Annotated in this window: 3 protein-coding genes and 1 pseudogene; all 4 read left to right on the top strand. The window is 37.6% G+C overall.

What is annotated here, in order from left to right; all coding sequences use genetic code 11:
* The first annotated feature begins 121 nt into the window (after window positions 1–121).
* Window positions 122–454: a YqcC family protein gene (locus tag LGZ98_RS22920; RefSeq protein WP_011145040.1), complete on the top strand. Its 333-nt coding sequence runs from the start codon at window positions 122–124 to the stop codon at window positions 452–454.
* A 1-nt stretch (window position 455) separates the two neighbouring features.
* Window positions 456–1,202: a tRNA pseudouridine(65) synthase TruC gene (truC, locus tag LGZ98_RS22915; RefSeq protein WP_113041585.1), complete on the top strand. Its 747-nt coding sequence runs from the start codon at window positions 456–458 to the stop codon at window positions 1,200–1,202.
* A 628-nt stretch (window positions 1,203–1,830) separates the two neighbouring features.
* Entirely contained in the window at window positions 1,831–3,042 is a 1,212-nt protein-coding gene (locus LGZ98_RS22910) for an MFS transporter (RefSeq protein WP_205068537.1), read from the top strand.
* A 978-nt stretch (window positions 3,043–4,020) separates the two neighbouring features.
* Window positions 4,021–4,761: pseudogene (locus tag LGZ98_RS22905) on the top strand (IS5 family transposase); the annotation flags it as partial.

Raw genomic sequence — 4,761 nt, 5'->3', positions numbered from 1 at the left:
GGGAGCGCTTGTGCGCTCCCTTCTCTTATTTGGTGGAGCAAGCAAATTTTCAGCTAAGGGGGATCGATGGTATTCTTGCGGGCTTGGTTGTTTTGAATAAAAATTGAGTCAGGCTGAAAATATGAGTACTGCAAAACAAATTCTGCATAAATTACAGTTAATTGAAGAAGCCATGAGGGAAATTGACCTGTGGCAGAGTCATCCGCCTAAACCGGAAGCTTTCGAAAGTGTTGAGCCGTTTTCCATTGATCGGATGTTAGCTGAAGAGTGGTTGCAGTGGGTATTGATTCCGAGAATGTATGCATTGTTGGAGCAGGGATTGGCGTTGCCTACGGCATTTGCTATCGCGCCTTACTTTGAGGAGTCTTATAAAGAAGATACTACCGGGCGTTACCAGCAACTGTTTGAACATCTTCGTGCGTTGGATCGCTTATTTATGCAGGATAACGTCTGATATGTTGGAAGTGTTATACCAGGATGATCATATTGTGGCAGTTAACAAGCCAGCGGGGTGGTTAGTTCATCGTAGCTGGTTGGCGCGTCATGAAACGGTCTTTGTTATGCAGACATTGCGTGATCAGATTGGTCAGCATGTTTTCCCTGTACACCGTCTGGATAGACCGACGTCAGGCGTATTGCTGATGGCGCTTTCCAGCGATGTTGCCCGTCAGCTCTCTCAACAGTTTGAACATCATCAGTTACAAAAAACTTATCACGCCGTCGTGCGCGGTTATGTGTTGGAATCAGCTATTATTGATTACCCTCTGGTTGAGGAGCTGGATAAGATCGCGGATAAATTTGCAGAGGGTGATAAAGAGGCTCAACCCAGTGTGACTTATTACCGACCACTGGCAACGGTGGAGTGTCCGGTAGAAATAGGTCGTTATCCTACATCACGTTTTAGTTTGTTGGAATTGACACCGAAAACAGGCCGAAAACATCAATTAAGACGCCATATGGCACATATTCGTCACCCCATTATTGGTGATACAACGCATGGCGATTTACGGCAAAACAGAGGGGTTGCTGCTCATTATCAAACCAGCCGGTTGATGCTTCATGCCAGTTGTCTTGAGTTGAATCATCCTGTTACGGGTGAGAAATTATCGCTTACGGCAAAATGGGATGTATCATGGCAGCGTTTAATACAACAATTTGGCTGGCAAGGTATTATCCCCGATTTGGAATATGATAGTCATTAGCGAAAGCCTTCGTTAACCCTTGTCCAATGGGGGCTACGTTATAAGGATAAAAGCCCGATAGGGTTTTTAATACAGTTGAAATTCTGGCTTGTATATGATCTGACTTTGAATATGCTTCGTGCGGAAACAACAAAAAAGCTAGTACTACAGCCGTACTTACTTTTTTCAACAGAAAAGACACCCACAGAAAAGCTTAATTCATGCGGTTTCTCAGAGTTGTGAGCATCAAGGAAAATGCAACTTTCTGGTATCTACGGCTGTAGTACTAGTATTCGCATATTACGTTAGTATTTAAATAAAAAATGCATAATTTTTTGAAAAAATGGATTTAAATATTATTTTCGGAAATATTTTTGTTCTATTTGAAAAAAGATGTTTTTTCCATAAAGGTGAATATAACTTTTTGAAAGTTATGAATAAAATAAAATTTTAGAAAGAATAAAAATGTAAATAAATGTAAAGACAGTTTGGTTTTAAACTGAAAAATAATACAAATCCTCTGAACCAAATTGGTCTTTATTATATTAACTATATTAGAGTAGGAAGATGACATATATTAAGGAAATTAAGCTTGAGCAAAGTGAATCTACCGTGATTTTTTATAAAGATCTTCTAGGATAGTTAATTCGTGATAAATCAAAATATTGAAAGTTATAAATGGACAGTGTTATTTATAGCTACGATAACGCAAGCATGTGCGTGTTTTTTTGTTCAAGGGATAGGTTCTATCGCGCCATTGTTGCAACAACAGATGTCGTTATCTGCATTCCAAATTGGGTTACTGGTCTCGTCTGCTCAACTTGCACCATTAGTTGGTTTACTAGTAGTTGGAGAATTACTTGATAGGTTTAATGAAAAGTACGTGGTAAGTATAGGTGTTTTCTTAGTTGGAATGACTCTATGTTTTACCCTATTTTTTGATAACTATTATGCGATTCTCATACTCTTATTTATTCTTGGGATTGGATATAGCTCTGCGCAACCAGGTGGAGCCAAATCCGTTTCTAATTGGTTTCCAAAAAGTCAGTTAGGTTTTGCTATGGGGATTAGACAAGCAGGATTACCTTTAGGAGGGGCTTTAGCGAGTTTAATCCTACCATTTTTGGCAATACGTTTTAATTGGCATTTTGCTTTCTTTGCTAGTGGATGCATTGCTATTTTTGGGGCTACACTCTTTTTTATCTTTTATAAAGATAAAGATCCTAGAGCAAAGCAAGTACGGAACATTAATATTATATCGACTATCCGAAATAAAATATTAATGGTTAAAGAACCTGCGATGTTTAATATTATGTTGTCTGGGGCTTGTTTAACAGCCGTTCAATATAGTGTGGTTATTTATCTAATTTCTTATTTTTATGAAGAGCTAAAAATTTCGCCATCTATAGGTGCAACTTTATTATTTTCAGCTCTTGTCTCTGGGGGTGTAGGAAGAATAGCCTTAGCTGCTTGGAGTGACAGAACAAAAACAAATAGATATTTTCAAGTATTATGTTGCTTATTTTGTTCTTTAATTGGAGTCACGATTTTATTTTTTATTAAAACTGATAGTTATTATTTTTTATTCTCATTAATGATCTTACTTGGTTTCTTTGGAGTAGGTTGGTATGGCCCTTGGGTCGCTTATATAGCAGATACAGCTCCTAAAGATAGGATGGGATTTGCTTTAGGTTTGGCTATGACTGCTAACCAAGTCTCTGTGATTGTTATTGCGCCATTAGTAGGGATATTAAGAGATATTACAGGTAGCTATAATTTAAGTTGGATATTATTGATGCTTTTTACTTTCTTTACTTTACTCAGTACTTACTTTAGAAATAAAAAGGTATTAGCAAGCTAATATAGGGTATGATTATTATATCTTTACTGCTTATCATCAATGATTTTATAAAAAGCACTTTAGGGTGCTTTTTATCTTTCATAATTACTAAGATAAGCATTTGTAATAGCGTATCTTTCAATTGTGTGGTATCTATATCATCCTCATCACTTGGCATAAAATAAATATTTTCTGTAAGTATATAAATATTTGAATTTTTCAGATGATATAATTGAAGCCCCTTATTGATTGTAGTCTAAAATGATGCAAAATCAGCGTTGAAAACTATGAATGTTTCTTCTATTGAAAAAGGAAGTTAGACTGTATTATTAGTCAGTGCGGTTGATTTTTGTTCGTGTGAAATACCCATCATTATTATGTCTCTTCATTGCGCAATAATTTTTTTAATATAATAATTATGTTGGATTTATTGTTTTTTTAGAGTTAATGGTAAAGTGAAAAATAGTCGAAATAACTATTGAAGAAATTAGTAATATTGTAAATCCAGAAATGATGTCTTCAACGCCAACACCTAAATAAATAGTATAAAAAAGGATGATCATAGTAATAAATACATAAATACCTGATTGCATACCCAAAGTATAAAGAGAGTTTTTTGAATATAATCCTAGATAAGAGAAAAAAATAGGTTGCATAATGGTATTAGCTAAAAATACCATAATTGTGAATAGCAAATAGAGTATGCCAGAATTTGTTATAATGCCAAGTAAACAGATAAAATCATTCCTCCGCTTTTAAGCACGGTATCTACCCAAATCATGAGACCCGATGAGCCGGTAATATTTGCGGCACTTAATAGTATACTCAGCACAACAGCTCTATTGTTAAACATGGTGATCATCATCCTTATGCAGTATTTACTTCATTCACTCTAGTAATTTCATTCTACTATTATTTTCATTGAAATAGAGTTTAAGAACCTATCCCAAAAGGAATTATCATATTCTATAACGGATAATTTCTGAAGGTATAGAGAATATGGCAAACAATAAATGGCGGCTCAGTGATGAACTTTGGGGAAAAATGGCGCCACTTATCCCCGAATATAAAACTCAGCATCCGCTAGGCACACATCGCAAACGTGTTGATAACCGCGCCGCTATGGATGCTATCTTCTTTGTGCTCAGAACGGGCTGCCAATGGAACGCCCTGAATGCAACAGGAATAATGTTCGTCAAGTTCTGCTCACCGTCGTTTTCAGGAATGGCGTGACGCAGGCATTTTTGAACGCTTCTGGCAGAACGGTTTACTGGCCTGCGAGCATCGACTGGTCGTGGTTATCACTGGATGGCTGCATGACCAAATCCCCTTTAGCAGGGACAAAAAAACAGGTCGTAACCCCACGGACCGAGGGAAACAAGGCGTAAAACGCAGCCTCATGACAGATGCTAAAGGGCTTACTCTTTCACTCGTTGTTGCCGCGGCAAACACTCACGATATCAAACTCGTTGTGGATACGCTTGATGCACTTCAGACAGGCAAGCCCGGTAAAAAGGTCAGTCTGTGTCTGGATAAGGGATATGATGCTGAATGGCTGGCTATCTACAAAGTCGGCACTACGAGCCGCACATCCAGTCTTGCAAGGAAGAATCAGATACCTGCCAAAATACGGACTTTAAAGCTCAAAGATGGGTTGTCGGGAGGACTCATAGCTGGATGAATCGCTTTCGCCGGATACTGATCCGATGGGAAAAGAAGGTCGAAAGCTATGTTACATTT

This window comes from Photorhabdus kayaii (assembly GCF_025384895.1).
Lineage (GTDB): Bacteria > Pseudomonadota > Gammaproteobacteria > Enterobacterales > Enterobacteriaceae > Photorhabdus > Photorhabdus kayaii.
Note: the sequence above shows the minus strand (reverse complement) of the source record. Positions and strands in the feature narration are given on the sequence as shown.